2 protein-coding genes are annotated in these 4,606 nt (G+C 44.2%); both read left to right on the forward strand.

Annotation, left to right across the window (positions count from 1 at the left end; translation table 11 throughout):
- Positions 1-203: 203 nt before the first annotated feature.
- Entirely contained in the window at positions 204-1,910 is a 1,707-nt protein-coding gene (locus AC805_RS00370) for a ShlB/FhaC/HecB family hemolysin secretion/activation protein (RefSeq protein ID WP_055073572.1), read from the forward strand.
- An 18-nt stretch (positions 1,911-1,928) separates the two neighbouring features.
- Positions 1,929-4,178, forward strand: coding sequence for a CHASE2 domain-containing protein (locus tag AC805_RS00375; RefSeq protein WP_055073573.1), 2,250 nt, complete (start codon positions 1,929-1,931; stop codon positions 4,176-4,178).
- The last annotated feature ends 428 nt before the right edge of the window (positions 4,179-4,606 follow it).

Below are 4,606 nucleotides of genomic sequence, written 5' to 3' on the forward strand. Positions count from 1 at the left end.
GGCTTCGACTTCGCTCAGCCATCGGGATACTTTGGCTGAGCGAAGTCGAAGAGCCCTATTTTTCTCATAAATGATTTATGACTTCTATATTACGAAAATTTTTGAATCTACTATGCTAGATTTTTCACATACAGTTTTTTGGCTTCAGGAGTGACACTTTGGTGAATAGACTTCGCGTGAACATATTCCCAGATCGTTTTTGGATGCAAAAAATTATTTTTGTATTGGCGATCGCTTCTAACTTCTTCACTCAAGAATTAGTCGCTCAAACCATCATTCCTCCCAACCGCCCGATCGCCCCCGACCTCAATCCCAAACCCATCCCCACAAATCCTTCTGAACCCACCAAACTTCCCTCCCCAGATCGCCTACTCGCGCCCACAACACCGCAAGTCCCAGAAATCCCCAGCAACAATAATTCGGAAATCATTGTCGTCAAGAAATTCGAGATCGTTGGCAGCACGGTTTTTAGCGATGAAGAACTAGAAAAAATCACCAACGAATATCTCAATAGACCTATTTCCATTAACGAATTATTTCAAATCCGTACCAAAGTTACCAAGCTATACCTAGACAACAGATACGTTACTTCTGGGGCATATATTCCCGAACAAAGCTTTCAAGGTGGAACCATTAGAATTCAAATTGTCGAAGGTGGAATTGAGGAAATCAAAGTCACTGGACTGACCAGACTCAACCAAGGATACATTCAATCGCGCATAGCGATCGCCACCCAAAAGCCCCTCAACACCAACAGACTACTAGAATCCCTGCAACTACTCCAAATCAATCCCTTAGTTGAGAGCATCTCAGCCAATTTATCCCCGAGTTTGCAACCTGGATTAAACAACTTAGAAGTCAAAGTTACCGAAGCCAAAACCTTCAGCTTGCCCATTACCCTCGACAATAGTGGCACGCCTAGCGTCGGCACCGATCGCCGCCAAATCGAATATGTTGAAGGGAACCTTACGGGACTGGGCGATCGGCTCAGTCTCAAATATGCCAATAGCACGGGAAGCAACTCCATCAATGCCAGTTACACAATTCCCTTTAATCCATACAATGGTACGTTTAGCTTTAGCTTTGGAACTTCCGCTAGTAACGTCATCAAGCCTCCTTTTGATATTCTCAATATTACCTCTAACTCAAAAAATTACGACCTCACCATCCGCCAACCTTTTCTCCAAAGCGTATCTCAGGAATTCGCCCTAGGTTTGACCTTAAGCCATAGTATTAGTGCCGCCTATCTATTTGGTGGACAGATTCCCTATCCGACCAATGGATGTGACTGCAATAATGGCATTACAAGCATCTCCGCTCTACGATTCTTTCAAGAATACGTGCAACGCAGCAGCGAACAAGTATTTGCCGCACGTTCTCAATTTAGTCTAGGGATTAACGCCTTCGGCTCGACCATCAACTCCACCTCCCCAGACAGTCAATTCGTGTCTTGGCGCGGACAAGCCCAATATGTCCGCCTGCTCGCACCCGAAACCCTATTGCTGATCCGAGCCGACCTGCAACTTGCCGATCGCCCGCTGCTGTCGCAGGAACAGATCGCCTTTGGCGGACAGGATATCCTACGCGGATTCGCTCAGAATGCAGCCCTATCCGATAACGGGCTGCTTTTCTCAGCGGAAGTACGCATTCCCGTCATGCATATTCCGGAAATTAGCGGACTATTACAGATTGCGCCATTCTTTGATTTTGGCGAAGCATGGAACTATAATGCCAGTACCAATCCAGATCCTAGTACCCTAGTATCGTTAGGCTTAGGATTGCGCTTTCAAATGAGCGATCGGCTCACCATGCGATTAGATTGGGGAATACCCCTCAGTCGAATTTCTGGTGACAAGCAAACTTTTCAAGAACGCGGGCTTTACTTTTCTCTGGTTGCCAATCCATTCTAGAAACTCTAAAACATAGAAATGTGGAACAACCTCAAAAAACGACTGTGGCAATGGCGCGGATTCATCATAACCGTTCCAGCCACAACAGGTATATTACTCGGACTCCGCTTCTTAGGATTATTACAGCCCTTGGAACTAGATGCCTACGATCTATTCTTTCAATGGCGACCGACCGAAAAGATTGACGAGCGCATCGTACTTGTCGCAATTAATGAATCCGATATTCAAAAATACAATTCACCGATTTCCGATGCTAATTTAGCCAAACTGCTAAATATAATCAAACAACAGCAACCTAGAGCGATCGGGCTAGATATCTACCGCGATTTACCTGTAGAACCCGGACATGAGGAACTAGCCGCAGTATTTACCTCGACCCCAAATCTAATTGGCATTCGTAAAGTGCTTGGCAGTCACAATGGGGATGGCGTACAATCTTCCCCTATTCTCGAAAAACCCGGTCAATTAGCAGCCAACGACTTACTTCCCGATGGCGATGGGAAGATCCGCCGCGTCCTACTAGCGCTTAGAGATAAGCGCAATAAAACTATTCCTAGTTTCAGCGACGCTTTAGCTGAAGAATATCTCAAAGCAGAAGGAATTGAAACCATAGCCCTAGATGCCAAAACTAAAAAAACTCAATTAGGAAAAGCAATAATCGTTCCCTTTAAGTCCAATGATGGCGGATATGTCGGCGCAGAAGCAGGAGGATATCAAATATTAGCGAATTATCGCAATTTTCAGGAAGGCTTTCGCACGGTTTCACTGACAGAAGTACTAGAAGAAAGCATTCCTAACAATATTTTTCGAGATCGCCTCGTTTTAATAGGAGTTACCGCAGAAAGTAGTGGCGATTATTTCATCACCCCGAACAACAGACCAACACTAGGGCATCCTTTTACGCCAACCAGCGGCATAACTATCCATGGGAATATTGCCAGCCAATTAATCAGCAGTGCTATTGACGGACGACCGATTATTCAAGTTTGGACAAAATCCATCGAATGTCTGTGGATTTCCATCTGGGCAATTGTCGGCGGGCTACTCTGCTGGAAGGGACGCTACGCAAGATCTATCTCTAAACTAAAACAGATATATCCAACTTGGGAAACTCTAGTAATTCCCTTGATAGGAGGAGCCCTCATTGCAGGTAGTTACATAGCATTTATCTGGGGATGGTGGATTCCTGTCGTGCCTTCCTTATTAGCACTATTGGGTTCGGCGATCGCCGTGACAGTCTATACAGCAAGAAGTGTAAATGGAATGCGAGAGATCTTCGGACGTTATCTCACCGATGAAGTGGTCGCCAAGCTGTTAGAAACTCCTGAAGGTCTGAGGTTGGGTGGAGAGAAACGCAAAGTAACGGTACTGTTTTCTGACCTGCGAGGTTTCTCAGCATTATTTGAGAGCGTCGAACCCGAACGAGGCGTGAGAGCAATCTCGCTTTATCTCGATGCCATGACTGAAGTAATTGCTAAATATCAAGGCACGATTAATGAATTTATCGGCGATGGGATCTTCGTGATGTTTGGCGCGCCGATTCAGAGAGAGGACGATACACGACGAGCAGTCACCTGCGCGATCGCCATGCAGCTAGCAATGACTGAAGTTAACGCCAAACTAGAAACCATGCAGATTCCTGCCCTGCAAATGGGGATTGGCTTGCATACAGGCGAAGTATTAGCGGGCAATATTGGTTCGCAACGGCGAGCAAAGTATACAGTTATGGGCAGTACCGTTAACCTAGCATCGAGAATTGAATCCTATAGCGTTGGAGGACAAGTCCTAGTTTCCGAAGCAATTCTCCATGAAGTTAAAGACATCGTTCGCATAGATGCCCAAATGTGCATTCAGCCCAAGGGATTTAACAAAGCGATCGACATGTTTGATATTGGAGGGATTGACGATCTAGTTCTACCTGAAGACAAAGAAAATTTGGTGCAACTAGTTCGACCTATTTCTATAGAATGGAAGGTAATAGAGAGTAAGCATATTAAGACAAAAAAATATACAGGCACTCTACACAAACTATCAGCTAATAACGCAGAAATCAAAAGCGATTTTACTGTTGAGCCTTTAACTAATTTGCAAATTACCTTAATCGATTCCGACCGCGATCGGAGAATGGATAATATCTATGCCAAAGTCGTAGAAGTCAGCCTTGAAGATACATATAGTTTCTGGATTCGCTTTACCTCTGTCTCTTCAGATATAGCTGAGTGGTTTTACGATCTGCGTCAAATTGCTACAAATCCCAAATTCCTATGAGGAAATAGATTTAGTTACTGGAGTTTAGACTAAGGTGATTGAGCTAAGCAGGAAAAGAGCAGGAAAAAGTAACTCAGATAACTCACCTTACGCAGAAGTCTAAAAAGGTTTCAGGGACTGCCATTCCAAGTAAGATTGCTGCAAAGCCTTAATATACAATTTGGATTTGAGAGCAAAATGATTGAGCTTAGAATTGAGTTTAAGAACCTCCAATTTCACATATCCCCACAAAGATGCCTACCCGAGTCTCAGATACTTCTAGTAGACAGTCAAAGATAATTTGGCGGGTAAAATAAAGGGACAGAAAATAGTAAGGAAAAAGGTATGTCAGCAAAACGATACAAAGTGACATTAACCGAAGAAGAACGCCAAAAACTAGAACAAATCACTAAAAATGGTAAGTCGGCAGCAGCCAAAATTAACCATGC

Source organism: Pseudanabaena sp. 'Roaring Creek' (assembly GCF_001402795.1).
Lineage (GTDB): Bacteria > Cyanobacteriota > Cyanobacteriia > Pseudanabaenales > Pseudanabaenaceae > Pseudanabaena.